Source organism: Aestuariivirga sp., from assembly GCF_041738905.1.
Classification (GTDB): domain Bacteria; phylum Pseudomonadota; class Alphaproteobacteria; order Rhizobiales; family Aestuariivirgaceae; genus Aestuariivirga.
In genome coordinates, this window is sequence record NZ_JBGSOZ010000104.1 from 1 (window position 1) to 25,257 (window position 25,257).

General features: G+C 59.2%; 24 protein-coding genes, 1 tRNA gene and 1 pseudogene. 15 read left to right on the forward strand and 11 right to left on the reverse strand.

Translation table 11 applies throughout. The features are described 5' to 3' along the window. Nucleotides 1-600 (reverse strand): SIMPL domain-containing protein (locus ACEW8Q_RS08675; protein WP_373503655.1); only part of this gene is annotated, 600 nt, incomplete at its 3' end. A gap of 86 nt (nt 601-686) precedes the next feature. Further along, nucleotides 687-2,141, reverse strand: coding sequence for an AMP nucleosidase (locus ACEW8Q_RS08680; protein WP_373503656.1), 1,455 nt, complete (start codon nt 2,139-2,141; stop codon nt 687-689). A 55-nt stretch (nt 2,142-2,196) separates the two neighbouring features. Here ACEW8Q_RS08680 and ACEW8Q_RS08685 point away from each other — a divergent pair. Next, a tRNA-Ile gene (locus ACEW8Q_RS08685) sits at nt 2,197-2,272 on the forward strand. A gap of 387 nt (nt 2,273-2,659) precedes the next feature. Here the strand turns inward: ACEW8Q_RS08685 and ACEW8Q_RS08690 are convergent. Next, on the reverse strand, nt 2,660-3,082 hold the full coding sequence (locus tag ACEW8Q_RS08690; RefSeq protein WP_373503657.1) for a transposase: 423 nt from the start codon (nt 3,080-3,082) through the stop codon (nt 2,660-2,662). Between the two features lie 130 nt (nt 3,083-3,212). Here ACEW8Q_RS08690 and ACEW8Q_RS08695 point away from each other — a divergent pair. Both ACEW8Q_RS08695 and ACEW8Q_RS08700 read left to right on the forward strand, forming a co-directional pair. Further along, nucleotides 3,213-3,803: pseudogene (locus tag ACEW8Q_RS08695) on the forward strand (IS110 family transposase); the annotation flags it as partial. 320 nt (nt 3,804-4,123) lie between these two features. Then, on the forward strand, nt 4,124-5,251 hold the full coding sequence (locus tag ACEW8Q_RS08700) for an alpha/beta hydrolase (RefSeq protein ID WP_373503658.1): 1,128 nt from the start codon (nt 4,124-4,126) through the stop codon (nt 5,249-5,251). 230 nt (nt 5,252-5,481) lie between these two features. Here the strand turns inward: ACEW8Q_RS08700 and ACEW8Q_RS08705 are convergent, their stop codons facing one another. Next, entirely contained in the window at nt 5,482-5,886 is a 405-nt protein-coding gene (locus tag ACEW8Q_RS08705) for a putative PEP-binding protein (protein WP_373503659.1), read from the reverse strand. Between ACEW8Q_RS08705 and ACEW8Q_RS08710 the strand changes: the two genes are divergently transcribed. Further along, nucleotides 5,876-6,082 carry a hypothetical protein gene (locus ACEW8Q_RS08710; RefSeq protein ID WP_373503660.1) on the forward strand — a complete coding sequence of 69 codons (207 nt, stop codon included), beginning with the start codon at nt 5,876-5,878 and terminating at the stop codon, nt 6,080-6,082. The two genes, ACEW8Q_RS08705 and ACEW8Q_RS08710, sit on opposite strands and share 11 nt — an antisense overlap. Nucleotides 6,083-6,180: 98 nt before the next feature. Here the strand turns inward: ACEW8Q_RS08710 and ACEW8Q_RS08715 are convergent, their stop codons facing one another. Together ACEW8Q_RS08715 and ACEW8Q_RS08720 are read right to left on the reverse strand one after the other, a co-directional pair. Further along, the gene (locus ACEW8Q_RS08715) at nt 6,181-7,980 is read right to left on the reverse strand and encodes a cation:proton antiporter (protein WP_373503661.1); all 1,800 of its coding nucleotides are present in this window, start codon (nt 7,978-7,980) and stop codon (nt 6,181-6,183) included. Nucleotides 7,981-8,149: 169 nt separating this feature from the next. Then, entirely contained in the window at nt 8,150-9,628 is a 1,479-nt protein-coding gene (locus ACEW8Q_RS08720) for an ankyrin repeat domain-containing protein (RefSeq protein ID WP_373503662.1), read from the reverse strand. A gap of 89 nt (nt 9,629-9,717) precedes the next feature. Between ACEW8Q_RS08720 and ACEW8Q_RS08725 the strand changes: the two genes are divergently transcribed. Together ACEW8Q_RS08725 and ACEW8Q_RS08730 are read left to right on the forward strand one after the other, a co-directional pair. Further along, the gene (locus tag ACEW8Q_RS08725; protein WP_373503663.1) at nt 9,718-11,250 is read left to right on the forward strand and encodes a M10 family metallopeptidase; all 1,533 of its coding nucleotides are present in this window, start codon (nt 9,718-9,720) and stop codon (nt 11,248-11,250) included. 92 nt (nt 11,251-11,342) lie between these two features. Beyond that, entirely contained in the window at nt 11,343-12,359 is a 1,017-nt protein-coding gene (locus tag ACEW8Q_RS08730; protein WP_373503664.1) for an integrase core domain-containing protein, read from the forward strand. Nucleotides 12,360-12,583: 224 nt separating this feature from the next. On the opposite strand, the gene ACEW8Q_RS08735 is transcribed toward ACEW8Q_RS08730, so the two are convergent. Beyond that, nucleotides 12,584-13,399, reverse strand: a complete 816-nt coding sequence (locus tag ACEW8Q_RS08735) for a sulfotransferase domain-containing protein (RefSeq protein WP_373503665.1) — start codon at nt 13,397-13,399, stop codon at nt 12,584-12,586. A gap of 315 nt (nt 13,400-13,714) precedes the next feature. After that, nucleotides 13,715-14,188 carry a hypothetical protein gene (locus ACEW8Q_RS08740; protein ID WP_373503666.1) on the reverse strand — a complete coding sequence of 158 codons (474 nt, stop codon included), beginning with the start codon at nt 14,186-14,188 and terminating at the stop codon, nt 13,715-13,717. A 287-nt stretch (nt 14,189-14,475) separates the two neighbouring features. Here ACEW8Q_RS08740 and ACEW8Q_RS08745 point away from each other — a divergent pair, with 287 nt between their 5' ends. Both ACEW8Q_RS08745 and ACEW8Q_RS08750 read left to right on the forward strand, forming a co-directional pair. Then, nucleotides 14,476-14,655: a hypothetical protein gene (locus ACEW8Q_RS08745; RefSeq protein WP_373503667.1), complete on the forward strand. Its 180-nt coding sequence runs from the start codon at nt 14,476-14,478 to the stop codon at nt 14,653-14,655. Between the two features lie 105 nt (nt 14,656-14,760). Continuing rightward, the gene (locus tag ACEW8Q_RS08750) at nt 14,761-15,333 is read left to right on the forward strand and encodes a DDE-type integrase/transposase/recombinase (protein WP_373503668.1); all 573 of its coding nucleotides are present in this window, start codon (nt 14,761-14,763) and stop codon (nt 15,331-15,333) included. Between the two features lie 67 nt (nt 15,334-15,400). Here the strand turns inward: ACEW8Q_RS08750 and ACEW8Q_RS08755 are convergent, their stop codons facing one another. Continuing rightward, on the reverse strand, nt 15,401-15,709 hold the full coding sequence (locus ACEW8Q_RS08755; RefSeq protein WP_373503669.1) for a hypothetical protein: 309 nt from the start codon (nt 15,707-15,709) through the stop codon (nt 15,401-15,403). A gap of 367 nt (nt 15,710-16,076) precedes the next feature. On the opposite strand from ACEW8Q_RS08755, the gene ACEW8Q_RS08760 reads away from it, so the two are divergent. From ACEW8Q_RS08760 to ACEW8Q_RS08770, 3 genes are all read left to right on the forward strand, one after another. After that, nucleotides 16,077-16,592, forward strand: a complete 516-nt coding sequence (locus ACEW8Q_RS08760; RefSeq protein ID WP_373503670.1) for a fasciclin domain-containing protein — start codon at nt 16,077-16,079, stop codon at nt 16,590-16,592. Nucleotides 16,593-17,188: 596 nt separating this feature from the next. Next, nucleotides 17,189-17,314, forward strand: a complete 126-nt coding sequence (locus ACEW8Q_RS08765; protein ID WP_373503671.1) for a hypothetical protein — start codon at nt 17,189-17,191, stop codon at nt 17,312-17,314. A 170-nt stretch (nt 17,315-17,484) separates the two neighbouring features. Continuing rightward, nucleotides 17,485-18,537, forward strand: a complete 1,053-nt coding sequence (locus tag ACEW8Q_RS08770; protein ID WP_373503672.1) for a calcium-binding protein — start codon at nt 17,485-17,487, stop codon at nt 18,535-18,537. Between the two features lie 25 nt (nt 18,538-18,562). Here the strand turns inward: ACEW8Q_RS08770 and ACEW8Q_RS08775 are convergent, their stop codons facing one another. After that, a complete protein-coding gene (locus tag ACEW8Q_RS08775; RefSeq protein WP_373503673.1) occupies nt 18,563-18,838 on the reverse strand; it encodes a hypothetical protein in 276 nt (91 codons plus the stop codon). A 114-nt stretch (nt 18,839-18,952) separates the two neighbouring features. Between ACEW8Q_RS08775 and ACEW8Q_RS08780 the strand changes: the two genes are divergently transcribed. The 4 genes from ACEW8Q_RS08780 (at nt 18,953) to ACEW8Q_RS08795 (ending at nt 23,880) form a co-directional block, all read left to right on the forward strand. Continuing rightward, nucleotides 18,953-19,663 carry an integrase core domain-containing protein gene (locus ACEW8Q_RS08780; protein WP_373503674.1) on the forward strand — a complete coding sequence of 237 codons (711 nt, stop codon included), beginning with the start codon at nt 18,953-18,955 and terminating at the stop codon, nt 19,661-19,663. 260 nt (nt 19,664-19,923) lie between these two features. Beyond that, on the forward strand, nt 19,924-22,434 hold the full coding sequence (locus ACEW8Q_RS08785) for a M10 family metallopeptidase C-terminal domain-containing protein (protein WP_373503675.1): 2,511 nt from the start codon (nt 19,924-19,926) through the stop codon (nt 22,432-22,434). A 430-nt stretch (nt 22,435-22,864) separates the two neighbouring features. Then, nucleotides 22,865-23,599, forward strand: coding sequence for a hypothetical protein (locus tag ACEW8Q_RS08790; protein WP_373503676.1), 735 nt, complete (start codon nt 22,865-22,867; stop codon nt 23,597-23,599). A gap of 62 nt (nt 23,600-23,661) precedes the next feature. Further along, on the forward strand, nt 23,662-23,880 hold the full coding sequence (locus ACEW8Q_RS08795; RefSeq protein WP_373503678.1) for a hypothetical protein: 219 nt from the start codon (nt 23,662-23,664) through the stop codon (nt 23,878-23,880). Nucleotides 23,881-23,971: 91 nt separating this feature from the next. Here ACEW8Q_RS08795 and ACEW8Q_RS08800 read toward each other — a convergent pair whose 3' ends face one another. After that, nucleotides 23,972-24,793 (reverse strand): hypothetical protein, encoded by an 822-nt coding sequence (locus ACEW8Q_RS08800; RefSeq protein WP_373503677.1) that lies wholly within the window; start codon nt 24,791-24,793, stop codon nt 23,972-23,974. Between the last annotated feature and the right edge of the window lie 464 nt (nt 24,794-25,257).

The window sequence follows — 25,257 nt, forward strand, 5'->3', positions numbered from 1 at the left end:
GTAGCCGCCGCCTTCCGAGATTGACACGACCGGCCCCAGCGTGAGGCCCATGGTGGCGGCATAGAGATTGGCCTTGCGCGTGGCATCGGCGGCGGCGCGCTTGCGGGCCTCGTCGAGCGCTGCCTCGGGCTCCGATACCTGAAAGAACACGCCATTGATCTGGTTCGATCCGGCCTTGACCAGCGTATCGAGCAACGTGCCCAGCTGGTCGAGCTTCCTGACAGTCACCGAAACGGTGTTGGAGACGTCATAACCAACCAGCCGTGGCGCCTGGCCATTGTTGTTGTTGTAGTCGTAGCGGGGCTGCACCATGAAATTGGACGTCTGGATGTCCTTGGCCTCGATCCCTGCCTCCTTCAAGGCGGCAAAGATGGCATTCATCGCCGCCGTGTTGGCGGTGAGCGCCTCGCCCGCAGTGGCGGCCTGGCTCATGACCCCGGCGTTGACCGAGGCCATGTCTGGAACGATCCTCACTTCGCCATGGCCGGACAATGAAATCACTCTGGGCATCATCTTGGCATCCTCGGCATTGGCGGTGGGAACAACGGTGGCGGCGAGAAGGGTGGCGAAGGCGGTGGCAGCGACAGAGCGGCGCAACATGGGATACTCCTTGGTCGATGACCGTCATGACGCCCGATTGAGGCGGCGTGTTGACGGGGCGGTGACTGGCTGATGTCCGCTGGTGATCAGCGGAACGGCGGCTCGTCGAAGCTCCTGAGCTTTCGCGAATGCAATTGCCCGATGTTTCCGCGCAACTGCTCGATGGTTTCGAGCCCGATCATCAGATGCTCGCCGACCGCCCTGTCATAAAAGGCATTGGTGGCACCCGGCAGCTTGATCTCGCCATGGAGCGGCTTGTCGGACACGCAGAGGAGCGTGCCATAGGGCACCCGGAACCTGTAGCCCTGCGCCGCCAGCGTGCCCGATTCCATGTCGACCGCGATGGCGCGCGACAGGTTGATCCGCCGCCGCTCCTGGCTCCAGCGCAGTTCCCAGTTGCGGTCATCGTAAGTGACCACGGTCCCGGTGCGCAGGCGCTCCTTCAGGGCATCGCCGCGCTCGCCGGTGACGCGTGCCGCCGCCTCTTGCAGCGCCACCTGGACTTCCGCCAGCGCCGGGATGGGGATCTCGGGCGGCACCAGCGCATCGAGGATGCGATCCTGCCGGAGATAGCCATGGGCCAGCACATAGTCACCGATGCGCTGGCTCTGCCGCAAGCCGCCGCAATGGCCGACCATGAGCCAGCAATGCGGCCTGAGCACCGCCAGATGATCGGTTATGTTCTTGGCGTTGGAGGGCCCGACGCCGATGTTGACGAGAGTAACCCCGCCATGGCCGTCACCGCGCGCCAGATGGTAGCCGGGCATCTGGTAGCGGTGCCACTGTGAACCGGCAATGAGGCCCAGCGCATCCGCGTCACTCATGCCGCGCGTGATTTTGGCTCCGCCCGGCAGGTAGAGCACGGAATAGGGGCTTTCGGTCTTCAGCTGCTCCAGGCTCCACTTCACGAACTGGTCGACATAGCGATGGTAGTTGGTGAGCAGGATCCACGGCTGGAAATGACGCCAGTTGGTGCCTGTATAGTGCTGCAGCCGCTTCAGCGAGTAGTCCACCCGGACGGCATCGAAAAGCGCGAGCGGCAGGACATGCCCGGCCTGATGGTCCCATTGGCCGTCAGCAATCTCATCGCCGACATGGGCCAGTTTCGGCGCGGGGAAACTGAGCGCGAGTTCTGCCGCTGTCACACCGTTGGGGCCGAGGTCGTCGCCCTGTTCCAGAACATAGGGGTAGGGGATATCCTGCTCGGACCTTTCTACCGCAATCGCGGCGCCATAGTCGCGCACCAGATAGCGCAGTTGTTCGATCAGGTAGCGCCTGAAGTGATCGGGATGCGTGACGGTCGTCGCGTAGGTCCCCGGCCCCTGGAACTTGGCGAAGGCCCGCGCGATTCGCGGCTGCAGGCCATTTGCAACGTAGGTGACCCGCAATTCGGGGTAGCGGAAGCCTTTGCGCTCCTCGTCCGTGGGCGATTCCTGGGTGTCGAAATAGCGCTCCAGGCTGGCCTTCAGGCTGCTTGTGGCCTTGGCGTGGAGTTCGATCAGCCGGTCTACCGCGGCTTCCGGAGTGAGGACAGTTGTCATGCGCCGGAGCCTATAGCATGCGGCGGCGAATTGATGTAGCCATGCCCTCGCGCGGGGGCCCATAGCTCAATGGTTAGAGCTGACGGCTCATAACCGTCTGGTTCCAGGTTCGAGTCCTGGTGGGCCCACCACGCAGTCTCCTCTCCACGTGGAATTCTCTCCCGCTGACGCGAAGGCTGCGAATTGCGGCCATTTCGGGGGTCTTTGCCATGACCTTCTGGACGTGAGACGAGGCGGAGACGGTTGATGGGCGCAGATCTGGTGGGTTTTCTCAGTTGGCGAATTCGGGAGCCAGAAGGTCTCTGGAATCGATCATCTCCTGATGGCAGGGAATCGGCGGCAGGAGGCTGATACCATCGCGTTTCTGGATAGCATTGGGCGTGTGATCGAGGGTGAACAGTGCAGAGGCGTGAGGTGCGGCTGTGCCTAGCGACCTGCGACAGCCGGGAAGCCCAGAGCCTTGCGCTGGTGTTCCCAGTCGAGTGGCAGGTTGTCAAACCGCTTGAGATGCCTGGCGGTCAGTTCGGCAGGTTGCCGGCCCGCCATGATGGCCTCGACAATATCGGGCGCGAGGAAGGCGAGGGGAAGCAGTCTGCTGATCTCGCTGGCTGGAATACCTTGCTCATCGGCGATGTCATTGATGCTGGTTGCATCGCCAGACGCCAGTTGAGCGAACCAGGCATGAGCCCTGGCGATGGTGGAGACCAGAACAGGATCAACCGGATTGTTGTGCTGGCCAGTCGCTGGGCCGAAGGAGTGTCACCCTCGAGCATTGCGGCGATAACGAGACGGGCCGATGCGCCCAGGCCCAGCCGCCGGTCCGCTTCCCGCAGGAGCAGCAGGCCACCATCAGACGAAATGGCACCACCATCGAAGTTCGCGGACACTTTCTTGCGGCAAACGGCTGGAAGATCGAAGGGAAGAAAGCTATCCTCGGCCATGGCGGGTGTCGCCCTTGTTGCTCTGGTTTCGGGCAATCATCTCGGCAACGAATTCCTACACTAAATCAACGAATTACGCTACATCCACCAACCCACAATCAGAGCCTTCATGAATAATCTGGGTTAGATACCACCTGCGATGCGCACAGCGCTTGCTCCCATGGTTGCAGCGCTGCTCAGCCTCGGTTCCGAGATTGGCAAGCTCGACAAGGCGGTCCTTGCGGCACACCGAAACGACAAGACCAGCGTCAATCTGGCGACCATCCCCGGCATCGGGCCGCTGATCGCCTCTTGCCTCTCCGCCAGCGTGCCTGATGCTAAAAGGTTCGCCTGTGGGCGGGAGTTCGCGGTTCATCTCGGTCTCGTGCCAAAACAAAGCTCGACCGGCGGCAAGCCCAGGCTGGGACGCATCTCGAAGATGGGCAACCGGCATTTGCGCACCTTGCAGGTAGTCGGTGCCCATGCCGCCCTCTACCGGATGAAGTCGGGCAAGACGCAATCACAGCTTGCTGATTGGGCCAGGGTGTTGCTGGCCAAGAAGCCGTTCAAGCTTGTGGCAGTGGCTTTGGCCAACAAGATGGCGCGCACCGCCTGGGCCATCATGGCGAAAGAGACAAGCTACAATCCAGGTTTCGGGCACCCCTTGAAGCAGCAGCATAGCTGCCGGACTGACAGCAAAGTTGCAAGGCATTCAGAGGTTGGCAATGCGATGACGAGATGATGTGAAGCACAGCGGACGGGCCGCCAGAACCAGAGAACCCGAGGTATTGTCTGCGCCACGACAAGCGCGATGGTCTGATAGGGACTGGTTCCAGCGAATCCCATCAAGGCCAGCGGTCGTAACATGCCGCGCATCAAGGCCGGAGCCATGACCGCACCAAGTCCGCCTCGCAACAACATCACGCTCAAGAATCTGTTTGCCAGGAGGGCGCCGTTCAGACATGACACCAGCCGTCCTCACACTTCTTTTTCCAATGTTGGGCAAACTGTTGTATGGACCGCTCTCGCAATGCCGTCCCAACGACTTCGTGTGATACCGATATGCTTGTTATAACCTCGCGCCGGCTTCAATCGGCGCTGATGTTGCTGATTGTGACCGTGCCGCTGTTCGCCTGTGCGAGCCGGCCGGAGAACGGCTACCTGACGCCTGTCGCCGGGAGCAGTTCCATCACGGCCGAGCACACGATCCTGGTGGCGACGACGCGCCAGCGCGACACGCGGCCCGGAACGCTGTTCAATGGCGAGCGGACCAGCAGTCTCGACTACGCGAGCATCACCGTCTCAGTTCCGCCCACCCATGTGCCCGGCAAGGTCGAATTGGCTTCCAGCGCTCCGGGCAAGCCGGAAAAATCCTTCGTTGTGCGCGATGCGGACTATCTCGACAGCGAACAGGCCTTCATCCAGTCCCTGAACGCTCAATTGGCCCAGCGCCCCCCGGGCAGCCGGCGCGTTCTGCTGTTCATCCATGGTTACAATACCATGTTCGCTGAAGGCCTCTATCGCTTCGCACAGGTGGTTCACGATTCGAAGGCCGTTGCCGTGCCCGTCCTGTTCACCTGGGCCTCGCGCGGCAAAGTCTCGGAATATGTCTATGATAACAACAGCGCCACGGTGGCGCGGAATGACCTCGAACATACGCTACGCCTGATTCTCGCGAGCAATGCGGAAGAGGTCAACATCCTTGCCCATTCAATGGGAAACTGGGTGACGGTCGAGGCGTTCCGGCAAATCAAGATTTCGGGCGATCTGGAGAATACGAACAAGATCGGCAACGTCTTTCTCGCCGCCCCCGATATCGATCTCGATGTGTTCAAGGCGCAGATGCGGCGGATCGGCCGGCCTGACAAGCCGGTCTACATCGTCATCTCGAAGGATGACGTGGCACTTGGTTTCTCGAAGTTCATCGCCGGCGGGCAGGTGCGCGTGGGCGATGCCACCAATGCGCAGGAACTGGCCGATCTCGGGGTGACAGTCATCGATCTGACCAACCTCGAGGGCGAGGACGCGTCAAATCATGCCAAGTTCGCGCAGCTCACGGCGGTCGGGCCTGAACTTCGCACGGTGCTGGGGAAGGGGCTTGGGCAAAGCACTGCCCAGCGCCAGCAGTCCGCAGCAGGCACCCTGGGCGCCATCCTGGGTGCGCCAATCCGGATCATATCAGGACAGTGAATTCAAGGCGATGCCCGGCCTCGCGCCGGGCGAGCAACTGGGAAAGCTTGCGGAAACGCTGACTTATGCTGCTCCCTGATGACAGAGGGGTCCTTGTCGTCCACAAGCGAGCCTCTGGCCTCGACTGCCCTTTGCCTCCAATTGCGGTACCTGGAAAAGCGGTCTTTCGTGATACCACCATTTGCACCAGCAATTTTTCCCGCATTCCTTGGGCCGGACGGCGCTGACGCCTAGCGCTTCGCTTCCGCCGCGGCCACGATGCGCTTTACGGCCACGAAACTGTCAGGGCTGACCGACTTGGAATCGATCCCGCACTCAACCAGAAACGCCGCAAAGTCCGGGTGATCGCTCGGCGCCTGACCGCACAGGCCGATCTTGGTTCGGGCCCTGTGCGCTTCAGTGATGACGGTTCCAATCATCCACTTCACCGCCGCTTCCTGCTCGTCGAACAATGAGGCCAACTCTCTGGAATCGCGGTCAACCCCCAGAGTCAACTGTGTCAGGTCGTTGGAGCCGATGGAAAATCCGTCGAAGCGCGTGGCGAAGTCAGCGGCCAGGATCACGTTGGACGGGATCTCGCACATCACATAGACCTGAAGCCCGCTCTCGCCCCGCTGCAACCCGTTGTCTGTCATCACGGTTACTCCGCGCCACCATGTTGCGCCATTCATCGTTCTCGGCCTTCTGCCGGCGGCTGGCGTCATTGACGGCGTAGTGGATGAGCTTGGCGGCGCGCACATCGCCATTGGCGGCGCGGGTTGCCATAATGCGCATTATCGCGCGATAGAGCGGAAATTCGACCTGAACCCCGTTGTCCCGGATTTTTTGTAATCCGGAAAGCTTCGGCGAACACAATCTCATCACAGCGCGCGTCATGGATGGGCACCGGTTTGTTCTTCGAGCCCCTGGGCCTGCCTTTCGGGTTCCCGTCAGGTCTCCGGCGGTGCCATCGAAATGACGCGGGAGTTCACGGGCAGCCCGCCCTTTGGCGTTTCCGGCAGGAAGGTCACTTTGCCTGTCGAAAGAAGGACGCCAAGAAGACGTGCGTCGGGTGAACGCTCGCGCCACATCTCGAAATCGAATTCGTCGGTCATGCGCGTCAGGCGAACCGACCATCCTTCGGACATGAGGCACTCAAAATGGTCGAACGTGCGCCCTTCGCCTATCACGCGCCCCGAAAGGCTGGGTGGAAGGGCGTGGCGGGATTGGTTCTCCGTCGGTCTTGCCAACCTCCAGACCTCGTCCCTACCGAACTCGGGGCCGAGGTCGGCGACGACAAGCGTGTTGTAGGCATCATTGTCCGACGCAGCCAGAACGGTTCGATATTCGAGAAACTCCACCGAATGTTCTGCAGCCTCTCCGAGAATGTCCCCGTAGAACGTGGGGATGCCAATTGTTCGCGCGCGCCGCAGATTGGCGTGGTTGGGGTCGGTCACGAGCACCGGAACTCCGGTCTTTTGAAGGGCCTCCGCGAACCCGGTCGTGAAGCGCGAGCCCCCGACAAGTATGACACCAGGCGACTCCCCTCCAGACAGCTCGAGCGCACGCGCCATTGGTTTGAGACTAAAGCCGTGGAGCACGACCGTCCCGAACACGAGGGCGAAGGCAAGTGGCCCCACGAGAGCGCCGTCCGGAACACCTGCCGCCGCAAGCCGCTCACCGAATAGTCCGGCGACGGCGATCAGGACGATGCCCCTCGGTCCCGTGAACGCCACGAGGCAGCGCTCCTTCAAGGGAAGGTTGGTGCCAACAAAAGATGCTAATACGGTTAGCGGCCGGACCAGAAGGACAGCCGCCAGGACGAAAAATGCCGAGCGCGAAGTGAGCTGAGCCAGCGCCGAGAAATCGAGCGACGCCGCGAGCAGGATGAAGAGGCCGGACACCAGAAGGACCGTCGCATGCTCCTTGAAGCGCCGAAGCTCTTCGTAGGAGGGCAGGTTGGCGTTCGCGATGACCAGCCCCATGACCGTCACGGCGAGAAGGCCGCTCTCGTGGAGGACGATGTCAGCCAGCGAGAAGGCCGCAAGGACCGCTGCGAAAAGCACTGGAACCTTCATGTATTCGGGGACGAGTGCGTCGCGAAACATTCGGACGATTGCGAGCGCGGCTGCATAGCCCAAGAAAGCCGCGAAGACGACGCCCAAGACCATCGCGCCGAAGCTCACTTCATCCGCTCCGCGTAGCGCCAGGACGACCTGAAACGCGATGACCGCAGCCATGGCACCGATCGGGTCGTTCACGATCGCCTCCCATTGCAGAAGGGCGGCCGGCCTGCGCTGCAGCCGCGCCTGACGCAGGAGCGGCGCGATCACCGTCGGACCGGTCACGATCATGATGCCACCGAAGACCACCGAGGACTCCCAACTGAGACCGGCGCCGTATCGAAGCGCCATCGAGGAGAGAAACCAGCCAAGCGGCGCCCCGATCACGATCAGCCTGAGAACGCCGGCTCTGGCGTCTCCGAGCTTCTTAAGGTCGAGCGTCAGCCCGCCTTCGAACAGGATGATCGCGACGGCCACGGCGATCAGCGGCTCGAGGACGGTCCCGAATTGCGCCGCCGGATCGAGTATTCCCGTCACCGGCCCGGCGATGATCCCCGCCGCCAGCATGAGCACGATCGCAGGGAGCTGGAAGCGCCACGCCAGCCACTGCGATCCCACGCCGAGGGCGCCCACGAAGGCAATGGCGGGGACCGTTCCGGACAGGACGCTCGCCGCTTCAATTGCCATGACATGCCGCTCCCGGTCGCGCCAGCGTCCGGGCCGACCGCGACATCCATGTCCGCAATTCGGAGCGAACGCAATACGATAGACGAGAATCCTGATTTTGTTGCATCTCAACTCCTTCCGCAGACGACGGACACCTCGAACGCCTATCACGTCTGCTTTCCAGTCGAAGTCAACTGCGGTGCGAGATGCCATAGAGTTGGAACATCCAGTGTGCGCTGCCCTCACTCACCGCAGCGAGATTCATGGCTTCGGCGATGCTGGTCCAGGCCTCTCCGGTGGCGGTCGTGTGGCGCAACCTCATGTCGGGGGAGGGCAGGTAGTAACCTTTCTCGAGCCGCTGCCAGAGCTTTCGGGCCGGCTGGTAAGTAGATCCGACTTCTGCGCGCGCCAGGACGCTGTTGAGATATTCCTTGCGGCGGCGGATCTGGGACCACAGATGCTCAGGAAGGCAGTTGAGCGTCTCGAGCAGGGCATCGGCAAAGAAGCCGCGTTCGTAGCGGTGACCGCCAAGCTTGCGGACCGCAAGGCCACCGCAATGCGTCTTCAGGCCGGACAGCATGAGGCTGAGGGGCCAGAACTCGCCCTGCCCGCGCTCGAGCCTGACAAGCCTGCCGCCGGTCTGGACGTCGACGGTGGCAGGCCCGAGTATTTCGAAGATAGCCGGGATATGGGCGCGCGCGAAGCTGTGATCGTCGATCGCGCGGTTGAGCGCACACATCCACGCGGTTTGTCCGTAATCGTCAACCAGTTCGGGGTTGGCGCCCCGGGCGAGTAGCTGCGCGATCAGTGTGATGTTGCCAGCGCGTGCGGCGAGCATCAGCGGCGTCGCACCGCAATAGGTCTTGTGGTCGACACCGTAGAGATCGCATTCCTGCAACACCGTCTTTACCGACCGGTCGAGATAGGGCCGCAGAAAGCGTTCGCTGATCGCCATCAATGAGCGCGTTGCGCGCCCCATGGGATTTCGGGGATCGTCGGCGAAGCCGGGGATATCAAGAAGATCTGTGAGACGCCCTTCACGGTAGAAGTGTGTGTCGCGCGCCAGCAGCCTTCCGTTGTGGATCAGCAATTTCGCGGGTTCGAAATTGGCCTTGGCGAGTGCCTCGACATAGGTGCCCTGACCGTGCCAGAGCGCATAGTCGAGGAGCGTTTGCTTGGTCTTGGCGGACGGGTTGCCGGGGTCGAGTGCCTTCGGCTGCCACTCGCGGAGGGTCTGAAGCGACCACGGGGTCCATGGGGTTGGCCTGGCGGTCAGGAACTTCTCGCGGATGGCGGTGGCCTGTTCCTGCTTGCCTTGCAGTTCCAGCTTGCGCGCCTCCAGCGCCCATTCGTCCTTGCTGGATGCCGCAACCGTCGCGGTCACCTCTGCACCCTCCTTCAGATCGAGCAATCTGAGGAGGGGGTGTTGGGTATCCGTCTCGACCAGCGTCAACCCGTCGACCGCGCGTGTCATAGCGACATACAGGGCGTTGATATAGAATTTGTTGAGCTCCAGCGACTTGTCGGTCTTGTCCCGCGCCCAGCGATAGTCGAGCTCGTCACCGGCGAGATCGGCGGGCGAGACATCGCGGCAGACTTCGGCGAATGCCGCGCGATTGCCGGAGACGAAGTGGAACAGGATGACGTTGGGATACTGGTCTTGTTCCAATCAGACACGAGAGAAGTGTTGACGGGATTTGGTAGATAGGACTAGCTGAATAGCTTCGGTGAATTCTGCATTTCGGGGAGGGTATTCCTGTGTCACTTGTTGCGATGTCCGGCAATCAATTCATCGATGGCTTATTGTGGGGAGTTCGTTGGGACGCAGCTAGCCTAACCTACGGCTTCGCGACCCAGACGAGCCAATACTCGGGTTATCAGGTTGGGACGATCACGGGGTTCCAAGCCTTTAACGCTCAGCAGCGCGCCGCCGCCACCCAAGCAGTAGGGCAACTCAACTCCATCGTCAGTCTTGACGTGGTGTTTACAAACGATCCCTCGCTGGCGAATCTGCGGTTCGCAGAGGCCTCCAGCGTTACCCAGATATTCGATCCCAACACTTTCCTTCCCATCCCGGGGGTCATTACCACGGCAGTTGGAACACCACCCGACGATTTCTTTGTCCCGCCGTTCGCTCACGGTGACATGTTCTTCAATTCGACAATGTACAACACACCGAAGAAGGGCAATTTCGCTTACGCCACTGTGATCCACGAAATGGGCCACACGCTCGGTCTGAAGCATGGCCATATTGTCCAGCCGTTTCCGGACCAGAGTTTCGAGATACCTGCGCTACCGACTCAGTTCGATTCGATGGAGTTTTCCATCATGACCTATCGGTCGAACATAGGTGGTCCGACCGATCACTATCGGAACGAGGATTTCGGCTACGCCCAAAGCTGGATGATGTTCGATATTGCGGCACTTCAGTATCTCTATGGAGCAGATTTCACCTCGAATGCAGGAAGAACGACATACACCTGGAGCGAGACGACAGGTGAAATGTTCATCAACGGAGTGGGGCAAGGTACGCCCGGCGCCAATCGCGTCTTCCTGACCATTTGGGATGGTAATGGTGTCGATACTTACAACATGGCCAACTACTCAACCAACGTGTCGATTAATCTTGCACCAGGCAGTTTTTCAGTCACTTCAAATGCACAGCTGGCGGTTCTCAACACCGAGGACGGAGTCAAGTCTCGTGGCAACGTGTTCAACGCCCTCCTGTTCGACAACGACCTGCGCTCATTGATCGAGAACGCTCTAGGTGGAAGCGGAAATGACAAGATTACTGGCAACACAGGTTCAAACAATCTGCGTGGCAATGACGGCAGCGACAAGCTCAGCGGCCTTGATGGCAGAGATGTATTGATTGGCGGAGAAGGAAACGACAGGCTTGTCGGTGGTGAAGGAAACGACAGTTTGTACGGTGGCAAAGGCAAGGACATCTTGAACGGAGGTGATGGTGGAGACCGCTTCGTCTACAATAGCTTCACAGAACTCGGTGATACGATTGCCGGTTTTTCGTCAGCCGCCGCAGGGAATGATGACAGGTTCGAATTCTTGAGCACCGCGTTTGGGAACTTGCCAGAGGGCGTGCTGGGTCCAGGCCGCTTCCAGTCTTCCGCATCAGCAGTCGCACAAGCTGCCGGCACACGCTTTTTCTTTGAGACAGACACAGGCATCCTGCGCTTTGATCGTGATGGGAGCAATGATGGTTTTGACGCGATTATTGTCGCGACGCTTCTCGGTAACGTCAACATGACTGCTGGAGATATCTTCTTGGTGTGAGTTGCCGGGCAAGGTGTCTCAGCATGGCCTGTCCCTACCGCAAATTCAATCTGACTCGCCAGTGAACTGAAAATGCGTGATGCTTGTCGACGATGACGGACATATTCGGGCTGATCTGGGGTGCGATCACAGGGTTTTTCCGGCCGCGGGTTGACCGCGAGGCGGAAATCATTGCCCTGCGCCATCAGCTCAATGTGTTGCGCCGGATGAAACCCGAAAGGCTGGTCTTCAGCAATCGTGATCGATTTTTCTTCGTTTGGCTGTATCGATTGGCACCGGGTATCCTGAATGCCTTGTCGATCGTTGAACCAAAGACGGTGGTCGGCTGGCACAGGCGTGGATTTCGCGCGTTGTGGCGATGGAAGTCCAGGTCTGGGGCAGGGCGGCCGAAGGTGCTTTTCGAAATCCGGAACCTTATCCGGGAGATGAGTGTCGCCAACCCATTGTGGGGTGCACCACGAATCCACGGTGAATTGCTCAAACTCGGCATCGAAGTTGGACAGACAACCGTTGCCAAGTATATGAACCGGCGGAGAAGGCCGCCCTCCCAGGGATGGAAGACATTTCTTCGCAATCACGCAGACGGCATCGCCGCCATGGATCTGTTCGTGGTTCCGACGATCTCTTTCAAGCTGCTCTACGGACTTGTGGTGATGAGCCACGACCGGCTCAGAGTCCTGCACTTATCGACGACAGAACATCCGTCAGCAGAGTGGATCGCGCAGCAGGTGACCGAGGCGGTGGGTTGGGAACTCGCGCCACAATACATCATCCGTGATCGTGACAGCGCCTATGGCGAGGTATTTAAGCGCAGATTGCGCGCAATGGGCATCCGGGACCGGCCAACCGCTGCGCGTTCACCCTGGCAGAACGGATATTGCGAACGGCTCATCGGCTCGATCCGACGGGAATGCCTCGACCACGTCGTGATCTTTGGCGAACGGCATCTCAGGCATGTCCTCCGTTCCTATGCAGTGTATTACAACGAGGTCCGAACTCATCTCTCGCTTGATAAGGATGCACCGATCGGCCGCGCGGTACAGGCCGTCGGTCGTATCCAGCCCGTTTCACTCCTCGGTGGACTCCACCACCATTACGCTCGGATTTGATTTGCGGTAGGGACAGCAGTGAATCACGCTTCTCGCCACTGGTGAACCGCAAAATGAATTTGCAAGGAAACCGCCGTCCTCCCCATGCAATCCTGCAAAATCGAAATCTCCGAAGCCCGCAATCAGACAAAAAAAACAAGGGGTTGGGAATAGTTCACGGGGGACGGATTCGTCTGACACCGCCTGCAGGATGCCAGCTTCCACCATTCCCGCAGCCCTTATGGTCAAGCTCCTTTGCCCGAGAGCCAAGCAGCGCATTCCGGACCGAGCTCCGCGATGGCTCGCATCTCATATGCCTTACACTCCTCGGCTGACAGCGTGTCGACCCAGCGGCCGTTCGTACCCTTGTTGATGAACGTCTTGGCTCCCCCTTCCCAAAGGATTCCACCAAGTGGCGCCACTGTCTCGGCATGATCCTTCATGTAGTCGAAGGTGCAATGTTCGACAATCGTCGGAAAGGTCTTCTCATCTATCGGAATGTCGAGGAACTCCGCGATATTGCGAATTGAAACGGGGAGATCGCGTTTCAGGTCGTTAAAATGGACAAGCTTCACGTTGGGCAGTTTGCGGGCGTCCCACCAGGTCCGTACGTTTTCCCAATACGACCAGAATGGGAACCCGTCCTTTGCCATCCAGTCGCGATAGTAGTCATGCACCGAGGCCGGCGGTGGTTCGATCGGTGGCCCGACACGGCCCGGCGTGTTGTTGAGCGCGTCGTACCACGTCTGATTGGCGTTAGCGTGGTGATTGTACATGCTCCACACCACATCGCGGCCATCCCGGCCGACATAGAGGTATTTGGCTTTGGGTGAAAAGACCAATGCATCAAGCGGCAAATGGGTCTTGAGGAAGCGGCGGTGCGGCTGCTGCTCGAGCCCAGAAATCGCCTCGGGCGGCATGATGCGGAGGTCGACCCAAGGAGATGCAACGGCAGTGTCAACCGTAGGATTGCCATTGAATATCAACTGCGCCAAAATTTGCTGCGTCCAGGTGGTGCCGGACTTTGCGTAGGTCGCCAACACAATGTCATCGTCACGCATCTTGAAGTCATCCCACACAGTCGAATTCATGTGGTGATTGTGCAAATCGCGACTCTTCAACGGCCAAGTTATGCCCGTGTCTGTCATCTTGTCGCCCTTTCAGAAAAACTAAGCTGACAACCACCGGATGGCCAGCCTGATGAGACTGAGACTTGCGCAAACGGACCACTTTGGCAAGTCCGTACCCCGGCAGATTGCTCTGCTGTTCCGCCATAACCAAGGGTTTGGCCCGCTACAGGTCGGGCGGTCGCGGTGCGTGTGACGGGTGATGTCCAATTGGTGCCGAGGGTCTGTCGTTCCGGCCATCGCCCACGATCAACCTTGCCTCGACACCGCGCCGGCGCAGGGTGAAGGGGACGATGATGTCTGTTCCTCATTCGTCGCGTCGGTGCTAACCGCTTGCCCGTGCGCGACACCCATGGCCTGCAGCAGCTTGCTCCGCCTGATCTGCAGTACCAGGGTGCCGCTGGAGATTGTGATGCGAGAGACCAGCATCGCGATCAATGCGCGTCGTTCCGTGTACGTTGAATGCTGAATCGAATCAGCACGTTGCCGTGCCGTGTTCAGAGATTGATTCAGGTGTGGCGCGGCCAGGTTGTGGTTCCCGATTACGGCCATCAGCTCCTGCGGGCTCCTGAGCCATGCTGCCAGTGCCGTGAGTACCGCGCCTTCAATCTCCAGGGTTGGGAGTCGCCAGCCGGTCGGAACATCCGAACCCTTCTCGATCAGCCGGCTGGAGACATAGTAGCGATAGCGGCGTCCCCCGCAAATCTCCCTTCCTCGCTTCAACCCTAATCCGCAACGGAGAGCTCCTTTGCGTCCTGAACGGCATGATCGTGGGCGGTGCCGCCTTCCCCGATCCCTTGCCAGCATGATTGCAGTTGTCGGCAATTCCGGTGCGGTTCACTTCCAGGGGCCTGACCAGAGTTGAGACAAACCTAACTCAAATCCCTTCCCGGCCGTTAACAGCCCTTTCACTGAAGTCGCTGTTAAGAATGGATTAACGCCATCCTTCGTCGTCTAATGTGGTTGTCCAATCATTAACGGACGCCACAACAGGGCGTCAGGAGGAACTCATGACCCGTCTCATCAAGTCGCTTCTGGGTTACGACAGGAACACGGCCTCGCCGGAGGAGGCAGAGGCCTATCGCGTGGCCAACGAGGCCCTCCAGTGGCGCGTACATGCCGTGATGCAGAAGTCCAGCACCCGCATGGCGCCGCCGCCGACGACCGACATGTTCGGCCGCCGGATCTGATACCAAGGGCTGCCGCTTCAGCTTTCGGCCATTGGGGTACGCTGACCTTTGTGGCCGGCCTTCAAATGAGACGGCCTCATCGCACCCTGGGTCATTGAAGCGCCGATGAACCGGGCGATCTTCGAGGCCGATGTCGAAGCCCAGTTTGCTCCTGCATTCAAGCCAGGCGACATTGTCATCTTCGACAAACTCTCAAGCCACAAGAGCGAAGGGGCCGAGGCCGCCCTCGGAGCTCGAGGTGCATGGCTCACGCATTGTCTCTGGCGGGCCGTCGACCATGAAGGTGAGTTTCTAGAAGCTTATGTCTCCAAGAAGCGAGATCGCACGGCAGCATTGAAGTTCCTCAGGAAAACCATCAATCGGCACGGAACCCCACATGCCTTCGTGACCGACAAGCTGCGCGCCTATTGGGCAGCGCTAAAGGATATGGGGATCCATGACGTAGGCGAAACTGGCCGTTGGCTCAACAACCGGGCAGAGAACTCACATCAATCCTTCCGGCGACGAGCGCGCGCCATGCTCCGCTTTCGGAAGATGGGATCGCTCCAGATGTTTGTCGCCGCCCATTCGTCAATCCATGACCACTCTAACCTGGAGCGCAGCTTGTCCAGCAGGAACAATTTCAAGGCCAGCCGCACCGTTGCTCTCGCCGAGTGGCGTCAAGTCTGCACCGCCTGAAGCTGAGCGAGCTCGGGAAATCTGAGACTGGTTCGGAATGGTCTGACACCACACTCTGATCCAGGCGTCAGGGTAGGGGACGGTCGACTTCAAGTTCGGCACTGCGTCCGGCCTTCCACTGTTCGAGCCGGGAGTTCCCCGAACCTGTGCCGCCGAAATCCTTGCGAAGCATAACGGCGGCGGCAACCGCAATCGGACCAGCTGTTGAGGCAACGGACAATGCAAGCACCAGCGACGCCAGCGGTGCGCTCGAAGAACGCCACAGCAGGCTCCCGATGCCGCCGATATCAAGAACCAGAAAAGCCACTGTCACGGCCCATCCGCCCAGCACACCAATCATTGTCCATTTCAAAACGAATTTCACCAGTGGCGGCATTTTCGAAGACATTCCCCGAGAGGACTGATTTGAGCGACAAGTTCACCCAAGTCCGGCCCGAAATCAATCGGTCTGATCCTTTCTCGGATGGTGAGCACTGGCGCAAAGGCGCCGCTCGCTTGCGTGATGAAGAGCGGCAGGAAGCTTTGGAATTCTAGAAGGAGGAGCTGACTCTGATCGCCTGGGGGCTTATCGGTCATGCAGTCTGGCGCCCTGCGGCTCTGGTGGTTCATCAATCTGGCGAGGAATATCTCAGACCTGTGATGGATCACCAATCGCGGAAAATTTGTCGAGGACACGCGTGTTGAACTACTTGGCCGCAGTTCCCACTTATAGCACAGTCGTTTATGACAATAGGAAATCCCTCATGCGCTCCATCCGAAATCTCTTCGCCGCCGGCGCCATCGCCGTCTCGACCCTCGTGATTTCGGGTCAGGCCTATGCCGCCGATGTCGTCGACACCAAGGTTGCCGCCGACATCGTCGACACCGCTGTAGCTGCCGGGAAATTCAAGACGCTGGTTGCCGCCGTGCAGGCCGCAGGCCTCGTCGACACCCTCAAGGGAACTGGCCCATTCACTGTATTCGCGCCGACAGATGAAGCCTTCGCGAAGCTTCCCGCAGGCACCGTCGAGGACCTGCTGAAGCCCGAGAACAAGGACAAGCTCGTGGCGATTCTTACCTACCATGTTGTTGCGGGCAAGGTGATGGCCGCTGACGTCATCGGTAAGGAAACCATGGTAAAGTCCGTCCAGGGCTCCGAGATCAAGGTGAACGGTATGGACGGCGTGATGGTCGATGGCGCCAAGGTCATCCAGGCCGATATCGCCGCCAACAACGGCGTCATTCACGCGATCGACGCGGTGATCATGCCGAAGATGTAAAGTCCGGCAGCTCACCCCCCAGCTGCCGTCAAAAGGGCCGGCGTAATCTCCCCGGTTGCGCTGGCCCGAACTTTTCAAAGGCTGCCATATGAGCGCGCGCGACCTAACGTGGGCGCCCATGAGACGCGGGAGCCGGCGAACTTGGGCTTTTCAAGTCGAGCGGGTTTGGCTGCGCTTCCTCGACACGGGCCGGTCCGGCCAAACACGAAGCAGAGCTATCGGAAAAAGGCCCCAGCGGCACACCGCTGGTCCACGATCAGCGCCGGAGCCGGCTTGCCACTTTGGAGTGCCATGGCGGTCTCTAGGCGGAGCCCAGCGTCAACGTCCTAGATTAGCTGTTTCAAGGTCGGGCTTTCGAGGCTGTTGTCGCTATTCCGTGGGCACGGCTACCATAGCAAAAATTGGCACCGGTCATGTGACCAGTGCCAACTCTCGGAACGAAGTATCTGAGCCTTAGAAGCCGACGTGCAATCCAAGCATGACGTTGTGCGAGTTGAGGTCGTCGTAATTCTCGAGCATGACGCCCTTCCAGCGATAGCCCAAATCCATGCTGACGGACTCGGTGAGATCCCAAAGCTGGCCGCCTCCGAGTTGGTATGCAAACCCGCGCGCACATAGCTGCGAAACGCAAGCAGCCTTCTCCCGGTATCCTGAATCTGCGCGAAGCCTCGAACTTCACCGGCGGCATCTACGCCACGGATGGCGGATGGACGGGCTACTAGGGTATGCTCGTGCGGCGGACGAGGCGATTTCTCTGTCAGTCAGGCCGCCATATCAAAATTTGCCTATTCGTTCCCATCGGCCTTGCGGACGATGAAGGCTTTGTTGGCCGGGGCCTTGCAATCGTTTCCGTTCCATCTCATGCAGGTAGTCAGGAATGGAGTGACCGGCGATGACCAGTTTTCATATCAATGAGACGTTCTGGGGCAACATGTTTCTCGATCCGGGCGAATTCGGCTCGATCGGGCAGGCGGGCTTCTTCATAAAGCGAGGTTCGTTTGGACCGGCGCTCAACCTGACCACCAGTGCCACTGTTCTCATTCAGGGCGTGATGATGAGCGAGTTTGGCGGCATCGTCTCCAGCGGCGGCATCGTCATCATCGGCTCAACCGGCAGCGTCGTCACAATGGGCATTGGCATCGATGTCCAATCCAGCGGCCCTGGCCGCATCTCGAATGCCGGGTTGATCCAGTCGGACACCGTGGCTGTCAGTCTCCAAAACGAGACCATTCTCACCAACAGCGGCGACATCGTCAGTCTTTCCGGATCGGGTATCGTGTCCACGGCAGGTGCCACACTCAATCTCACCAATCACGGCCTCATCGACGCACATGAGTTCGGGATCGAAGTCAGGAGCGAAACGGCGGTGACGTTCCTCAACACAGGCATGGTGCGAGGTGGACTGGGTGCGATGATCGTCGACTTTGGCCCCGGCGCGCAGGTCACCAACCGCGGGACAATGGACGGGCAGATCGTTTTCGGGCTCGGAGACGACGTATTCAACGGACGCTACGGCGTTCAAACCAGTGTCGCGGGCAATGTCGGGAATGATGTCATCATTGGTGGGTCTGGTGACGACGAGTTTTATGGCGACTCAGGCAACGACAGGCTTGTTGGCAACGGTGGTGATGACGTTCTCTCAGGCGGCTTTGGTCTCGACACACTGAACGGCGGCAGGGGCGACGACACGCTCAGTGGGGGTGCATCGAGTGATGTGTTTGTGTTCCGGCGTGGGGACGGGCATGACCGGATCACTGATTTTGCAGATACCCGCGACAAACTCGATCTGAGCGCCTTCCATTTCGCCAGCGTGGCTGACGTGCGAGCACTGGCCTCGAACCGCCCAGGCGGAGTGTTGATCGACCTTCGTGCGGAGGATGGCGGTACGATCTTCATCGACAACTTCACATTGACGTCCTTCGGATCGGGTGATCTCATCCTTTAGTCAGTATAAGGCTGGGAGAGCAGGATTAGTTGCCTGCCACGCCGTTTTTGCCTACTGCAAATCGAATCTCACTCGCCAATGTGCCGATATTGGGCGATGCTTTCTGGCGATGGCCGACATTCTCAGGCTGATCTGGGGCGCGATTGCTTATTTTTTTCCGACCGCGTGCCGATCTGTAGGCGGAAATGATTGCCTTGCGCCACCAGCTCAACGTGTTGCGTCGGAAGAAACCCGAACGGCTGGTCTTCGGGAACACTGATCCTCTGCTCTTTGTTGGGTTGTATCGCTTGTCGCCCGGCAACCTGAATGTCCTGTCGATTGTGAAACCCGAGACGGTGATCGGTTGGCACAGGCGAGGGTTCCGCGCGTTCTGGCGCTGGAAATCCCGATCGAGGGCAGGGCGGCCGAAAACCCCTTGGAAATCCGGACCCTCATCCGGGAGATGAGCATTGCCAACCCATTGTGGGGCGCGCCCCGAATTCATGGCGAATTGCTCAAACTCGGCATCGACGTCAGTCAGACAACCGTTGCCAAGTACATGAGCCGGCCGAGAAGACCCCCGTCCCAGGGATGGAAGACATTTCTTCGGAACCACGCAGACGGCATCGTCGCCATGGATCTGTTCGTGGTTCCGACCATCTTGTTCAAGCTGCTCTACGGACTTGTGGTGATGAGCCACGACCGGCGCAAGATACTACACTTGTCGACGACAGCACACCCAACAGCAGCATGGATCGCCCGGCAACTCAACGAGGCCGTGGGTTGGGACCGCGCACCACGTTCCATCATCCGTGACCGGGACGGTGCCTATGGCGAGGTCTTCAAACGCAGGCTCCGGGCGATGGGCATTCGGGACCGTTCAATAGCCCCGCAATCCCCCTGGCAAAACGGTACCTGCGAGCGTCTCATCGGCTCGATCCGGCGCGACTGCCTCGATCATGTCGTGATCTTTGGCGAACGCCATCTCCGGCACGTGCTGCAGTCCTATGCTCACTATCACAATCAGGTCCGGACCCACCTCTCGCTCGGCAAGGATGCACCGGTCAGCCGCGCCGTGCGGTCGGCTGGCCGTATTCTACCCATCCCATTGCTCGGCGGACTCCATCATCACTACGTTCGGATTTGATTTGCGGTAGGGACGGGTGGATTCGGAAAATCTGGGACTGGTTCGGATTGTTCTGACACCATCCCAGCAACGAGCAAACATCACGGCTTTGGCGGATCACAGACGCCACTTGTCCAAGTCCAGCCTTGCCAATGATGCCAATTCGCGCAAAGCTGGTTCTCATTGTGCCGGTCATCCGGTGGATGTCGGTTTAGAATGTTTGGGTTCATGTTGTGGGCTCTGGCCCGAGTTAACCCCGTAAACAATTGGATAAACCGGCCATGACCATCACCGTCAATTACGGCATGCTTGACACGATCGTTGATGACGCCAGCGAAGGCTGGGACAATAGTAACATTACTTATTCGCTTGATGTCGACCCTGGCAACCTCTTTAGCGACTTTCTTGAAGAGCTGCCGTTCCAGTTCGATCCCGACATAACCAACACTGCAGCTACGGAATTATTGGTGTTCAATGAGATCGCCGAACTCTGGGACGATCTCATCGCCTCCACGATCACGTTCAGGTCCAGTGACGACGATGCCGATATCATCATCAACAAAGTAAGCAATCTGCCCGCCTCCTCGGCGGGGATCACCGTCAGCACGCTGCATGTTCCACTGATACCCGACGATGCCGATGTGTTCCTGGCCAACGTGGCGATCACTGCCGGAATGAGTGCGTGGCGTACCGCGGTGCATGAGTTCGGACATGCCCTTGGCCTGCAACACCCCGGCGACTACAACGCGGGCGATGAACAGCCGCAATATGGCACGGACAATGAATTCGACGTCGATACCGCGCAGTTCTCGATCATGTCCTATTTCAATGCTTCCAATTTCGGCCCCGGCTGGACGACGGCGAACTCGTGGGCGCGCGCCACCGTACTGACGCCGATGATTTACGACATACTTGCCATTCAGCAGTACTATGGCATCGACACCACTACGCGGACCGGCGATACTACCTACGGCTTCGGCAGCACCGCCGATCGCAGCGTATATCTGTTCATTGCGGCGCAAAAGCCGGTCCTGACGATCTGGGATGCCGGCGGGGCGCATGACGTGCTCAACGTGTCCGGCTTCAATGGCAGCCCTACCCAGCTTATCGACTTAAACGAAGGCAGCTATTCCGACATTGCCGGCCTGCACAACAATCTGGGGATCGCCTTCGGTACGGTGATCGAGGATGCGGTGGGCGGCACAGGCATTGACGTGATCCTCGGCAATTCTTCCGCTAACCGGCTCGATGGCGGCAGTGGCAACGGCGCTGACGATATCCAGGGTGGCGCGGGCGATGATATCCTTATCGGCGGCAATGGTGCCGACAGGCTCTTGGGTGGCGCAGACGACGATGATATCATCGGCGGCAACGGCGGCGACGTCATTTCCGGCGGCCAGGGTTTCGATCGTGCGTTCTATACCGCGGCCACTGGCGAAACCGTGATACTGACTCCGGGCGGCAGCCCGTCGCTAGGGCGATGGACAGTTGCGGGCAGCGCCGAATCCACTGGCGATACATTGTTCGGCATCGAGGCCTTCGTCTTCGGCGAAGGCGGCGACATAATTTCGCTCGGTGCGTCCAACGGCATCTACGAAGTGACCATCGACGGGCGTGGCGGTAACGACCGCCTCAACGGCAGTACCGATTCGTTCGATACCGATACGCTCATCGGCGGCCTCGGCACCGACATCATAACGCCCGGCAGGGGCAAGTTCTTCGTCTTCGGCGGGGCGGCCGGGGCCGACGAGGACACCTGGACCGAATCGCTGACCCAAAACGATCAACTCGTAATCGACAATACCGGTTTCGCTGGCACTTACGATTTCACCCGCATCGGCACCAATACGCCACTAGGGGATTATCTCACCAGCGACGGTTCCACCGTGCGCGGCATCTCCCGGCTCGACTATACCGGTTCGAACCTCCGCGACTTTGTTATGGGAATGCGCGGCACGGATGTATTGCGCGGCAACGGCGGTATCGACACGCTCAGCGGACTAGACGGCGACGACATCTTGTCGGGCGGCGGGGGCGACGATTTCCTCTCCGGCGATGCTGGCGCTGACACACTTAGAGATGGCGCCGGTTCGGATTTTCTGGATGGCGGTTCCAGCCGCGATGTATTCGTTCTCACCGCCGACAACACCCAGGATGAGGTCGATGGCGGCACGGGTAACGATACGCTCGATCTCTCCCAGGCCTTGGGCAAGATCACCATTGCATTCGGGTCGACAGCGGCTACGCTCTTCGATGGCAAGATCACCGGCGGCCAGATGACCGCGATCCCCGGCGCCGATACTTTCACCAGCGTGGAAGTCTTCATCGCCTCGGATTTCTCTGATACCTTCAGGGGTGGCAAGCAAGCCAATACCTGCTTCGGCGGCAATGGCAACGACGTGCTCTTCGGCAATGGCGGCGCCGACACTCTTTCAGGCCAGGACGGACGCGACCGGATCGTCGGCGGTACTGGCATCGACCGCTGCTCCGGCGGCGCCGATGTCGATCGTTTCGTTTTCCAGACCGCCGCAGAGGGTGGCGATATCATCGTCGACTTCGCGACCGGCGAGGACATCATCGAAATCGACCGCTCGGGTTTCGGGCTCACCGCGCGTTATGACCTTGTTTTCCAGCAGGCTGCTTCTGCATCAGGATCCAGACCGGTGTTCCTTTACAACGCCGCAACCGATGAGTTGAGTTTCGATGCAAATGGCGCCGGCGCCGGTGGCCGCACCCTGTTGGCGCATTTCGCCACCGGAGTAGTGGCGGCGGGAGATATCCTTCTGGTGTGAAGTCTGCCCGCCCCCATTGTGATTCGGTAGATAGTTTTGCGACCCTGGCTGCGGTAATGCCTGTTAATAGGAATGTATGCCGGTTACATAACAACGGTATTCAAAGGTGAGGCTCGTCGTGCGGACTGTCCCATGGATCTTTCGAATGCCTGTCCCTATCGCAAATCGAATCTGACTCGCCAAGGGTTGAATATTTGGCGATGTTTCGGGGCCATGGTCGACATTCTCAGGCACTGTCATGTGTGGACGGCTCCGTTTATGCAAGGATTGATTTGAGCTATTGTTGATCTTGCGAGGTGCGGTCATGTGTCCGGCCTGTTGGCGCGATGCATATGACCGCTGGCCCTGATGAAGTCCGCAAACCAGGGGTGCCTACCGCAAATCGAATCTGACTCGCCAACGGTTGAATATTGGGCGATGTTTCGGGGCGATGGTCGACATTCTCAGACTGATCTGTGGCGCGATTGCAGATTTCTTCCGACCGCGAGTTGATCTGCAGACGGAAATCATCGCCCTGCGCCACCAGCTCAACGTGCTGCGTCGGAAGAGACCTGAACGGCTGGTCTTCGGCAACTCTGATCGGCTGCTCTTTGTTTGGTTGTATCGCCTGGCGCCCGGCATCCTGAATGTCCTGTCGATTGTGAAACCCGAGACGGTGATTTGTTGGCACAGGCGAGGGTTCCGCGCGTTCTGGCGCTGGAAATCCCGATCGAGGGCAGGGCGGCCGAAGGTGCCTTTGGAGATCCGGAACCTCATCCGGGAGATGAGTGTCGCCAACTCATTGTGGGGCGCACCTCGCATCCATGGTGAACTGCTCAAACTCGGCATCGATGTTGGACAGACAACCGTTGCCAAGTATATGAACCGGTGGATAAGACCACCCTCCCAGGGATGGAAGACATTTCTTTGCAATCACGCAGACGGCATCGCCGCCATAGATCTGTTCGTGGTTCCGACGATCTCGTTCAAGCTGCTCTACGGACTTGTGGTGATGAGCCACGAACGGCGCAGAATCCTGCACTTATCGACGACAGAACACCCGTCAGCAGAGTGGATCGCGCAGCAAGTGACCGAGGCAGTGGGTTGGGAACTTGCGCCACAATATATCATCCGTGACCGGGACCGTGCCTATGGCGAGGCCCTAAACGCAGGCTGCGGGCAATAGGCATTCGGGACCGGCCAGCAGCTCCTCGATCCCCATGGCAAAACGGTACCTGCGAGCGTCTCATCGGCTCGATCCGGCGGGACTGCCTCGATCATGTCGTGATCCTGGGCGAACGCCATCTCCGGCAGGTGCTGCAGTACTATGCCCACTATTACAACGGCGCCAGAACACATCTCTCGTTGGGCAAAGACTCTCCAGTGAGCCGAGTTGTTCAGACCATAGGTCGCATCAAACCCGTTCCACACCTTGGCGGGCTCCATCATCAATACATTCGGATCTGATTTGCGGTAGGGACAGTGGCAACCACAAAAGTCTCTGAGTATGCGCCGAGGCTCGTTCTCTCCCACTACCCCCGCGCGTCGCCGGGCCCTTTCATTCCGCGCGTTCCATTTCTGCAGAGATCGAAGCAGCAAGCGCGCGCATCGGGGTTTGGTCGACTTCGATAATTCCCCGCCTTGGCCGGTCGAGATCGATTATAACAAACAGTAGAGAGACGATCAGGACGATCATGGCAACCACCGTTAGAGATGGCTGCTCTCCGGCCACTCGCGGTGCGAAGCCCAGCAACCATCCAAGGAAAATTAAGGTAAGGAAAAGCAAGTATAGCACCGGTTCGGGTACGTGACGGTCGAGTTCCGCATCGCGCGTTCCAAAGGCGTCGATCATGTCGTTCAGCGCATTTGTCATGGCAACCGTGGCAGGATTGGGTTCTGCGCGCGCGATGTCGCTTGCAATCTCCCAGATGCGTGCGAATGCCGCGTCGGCCTCCTCGCGCTTCTCGGCAAGGGTGGTGACCTCTATAAGGGTGACGGACCCCGTTTGCGCTCGGATGGCTACATACTCTGCAAGCGCCGAACGTACCGCGCTCCGGCCCGGTTCCGGCAGTAGATCGGTACGAAGCCACGCCGTGCCGATAGCATTGGCTTCTGTCGACACCGCGGCGGAACGACTGTCATACCTGCCAAGGGCCAAGGACAGGCTGAAGCCGAGCAACAGGGCCAGCATGCCAAGAAGCGAGGCTTGCAGAGCAGAGATCTGCGCCTTGCCTTCGGGAGACGTCCGTTCTGCCCGGTTGCTGCCAGCGACCGCGCCCAGAAGAATCGCAAGCGCCATACAAGCCAGCATCCCCAGCGTCAAGTATATCGCGTTGATGGCATAGAGCACTTCTTGCGTCCCTTTCATCTCAAGTTCCATGCCTTCAAGACACGCGCCTGTCCACGTTGATGCGCGCGGAGATTGAGCGAAATGGACTGGCTGGGCACTCAGGAGTGCGCAGCGCACAAATTGTGGGTGATCTCGGAGAAGTCATACATGGGCACTAACGCGGATTATACGTAAGCGCAATGCCGACCCCAATCTAGTCATGGCGCGAGGCGGCACACTTGGCAGGCGATCGGCCTTGCCATGGCGTGGTCTCCCTTCCGGCCTTTCAGCGCCGGATGATTCGAGTTTGGACAACTCGGAGACTACGCCAACCCCAATTTCAGCCAACTTCGCGACGGCACCAAACCGGATGCACTAGGCTCAGGACCTATTAAACTGGTTGCGGATCAGTTGCAGTTTTGATTCAAGGCTTCCGATAGAGGAGGCCTTCATGAGCAAGCTGTTTCTGCTGAGCAAGTCCCAGATGTCGCGAATTTCGCCATGTTTTCCGCTGG

Bases quoted from the DNA above. Each gene is read 5' to 3' on its own strand.
- ACEW8Q_RS08715 (WP_373503661.1), bottom strand. From the start codon at position 7,980: ATGGCAATTGAAGCGGCGAGCGTCCTGTCCGGAACGGTCCCCGCCATT.
- ACEW8Q_RS08680 (WP_373503656.1), bottom strand. From the start codon at position 2,141: ATGACAACTGTCCTCACTCCGGAAGCCGCGGTAGACCGGCTGATCGAA.
- ACEW8Q_RS08750 (WP_373503668.1), top strand. From the start codon at position 14,761: ATGAACCGGGCGATCTTCGAGGCCGATGTCGAAGCCCAGTTTGCTCCT.
- ACEW8Q_RS08730 (WP_373503664.1), top strand. From the start codon at position 11,343: ATGACGGACATATTCGGGCTGATCTGGGGTGCGATCACAGGGTTTTTC.
- ACEW8Q_RS08785 (WP_373503675.1), top strand. From the start codon at position 19,924: ATGACCATCACCGTCAATTACGGCATGCTTGACACGATCGTTGATGAC.
- ACEW8Q_RS08735 (WP_373503665.1), bottom strand. From the start codon at position 13,399: ATGCGTGACGATGACATTGTGTTGGCGACCTACGCAAAGTCCGGCACC.
- ACEW8Q_RS08770 (WP_373503672.1), top strand. From the start codon at position 17,485: ATGACCAGTTTTCATATCAATGAGACGTTCTGGGGCAACATGTTTCTC.
- ACEW8Q_RS08690 (WP_373503657.1), bottom strand. From the start codon at position 3,082: ATGGCCGAGGATAGCTTTCTTCCCTTCGATCTTCCAGCCGTTTGCCGC.
- ACEW8Q_RS08760 (WP_373503670.1), top strand. From the start codon at position 16,077: ATGCGCTCCATCCGAAATCTCTTCGCCGCCGGCGCCATCGCCGTCTCG.
- ACEW8Q_RS08700 (WP_373503658.1), top strand. From the start codon at position 4,124: ATGCTTGTTATAACCTCGCGCCGGCTTCAATCGGCGCTGATGTTGCTG.
- ACEW8Q_RS08765 (WP_373503671.1), top strand. From the start codon at position 17,189: ATGCAAACCCGCGCGCACATAGCTGCGAAACGCAAGCAGCCTTCTCCC.
- ACEW8Q_RS08755 (WP_373503669.1), bottom strand. From the start codon at position 15,709: ATGCCGCCACTGGTGAAATTCGTTTTGAAATGGACAATGATTGGTGTG.
- ACEW8Q_RS08800 (WP_373503677.1), bottom strand. From the start codon at position 24,793: ATGGAACTTGAGATGAAAGGGACGCAAGAAGTGCTCTATGCCATCAAC.
- ACEW8Q_RS08705 (WP_373503659.1), bottom strand. From the start codon at position 5,886: ATGACAGACAACGGGTTGCAGCGGGGCGAGAGCGGGCTTCAGGTCTAT.
- ACEW8Q_RS08790 (WP_373503676.1), top strand. From the start codon at position 22,865: ATGGTCGACATTCTCAGACTGATCTGTGGCGCGATTGCAGATTTCTTC.
- ACEW8Q_RS08745 (WP_373503667.1), top strand. From the start codon at position 14,476: ATGACCCGTCTCATCAAGTCGCTTCTGGGTTACGACAGGAACACGGCC.